This is a genomic window from Monashia sp. HAY1-5C (assembly GCF_056755255.1).
On record NZ_JBPGXG010000575.1, the window covers coordinates 1 to 249 of the forward strand.

Annotated in this window: 1 protein-coding gene; it reads right to left on the minus strand. The window is 69.1% G+C overall.

All coding sequences use genetic code 11. The features are described 5' to 3' along the window. Window positions 1–222, minus strand: a 222-nt coding sequence (locus ACR9ZK_RS22810) for a 5-deoxy-glucuronate isomerase (protein WP_481344203.1), incomplete at its 3' end; no start/stop codon positions are given. Window positions 223–249 lie beyond the last annotated feature (27 nt).

Sequence of the window (249 nt, forward strand, 5' to 3'; positions counted from 1 at the left end):
CCCCCCCCCCCCCCCCCCCCCCCCCCCCCCCCGCCAGGCAGAAAACGGCCCACCAGATGTAGCTCCGTCTCGTGGGCTCGGAGATGTGTATAAGAGACAGAGGTAGTAGAGGTCGTAGCCGGGAGCGGCGATCGCGGGTCCGTGCCAGCCGTGCGGGACGAGCACGACGTCGCCCGCCCGCACCTCCGCGAGCACGTCGATCGGCCTGTCTCTTATACACATCTGACGCTGCCGACGACGGAGAGAGTG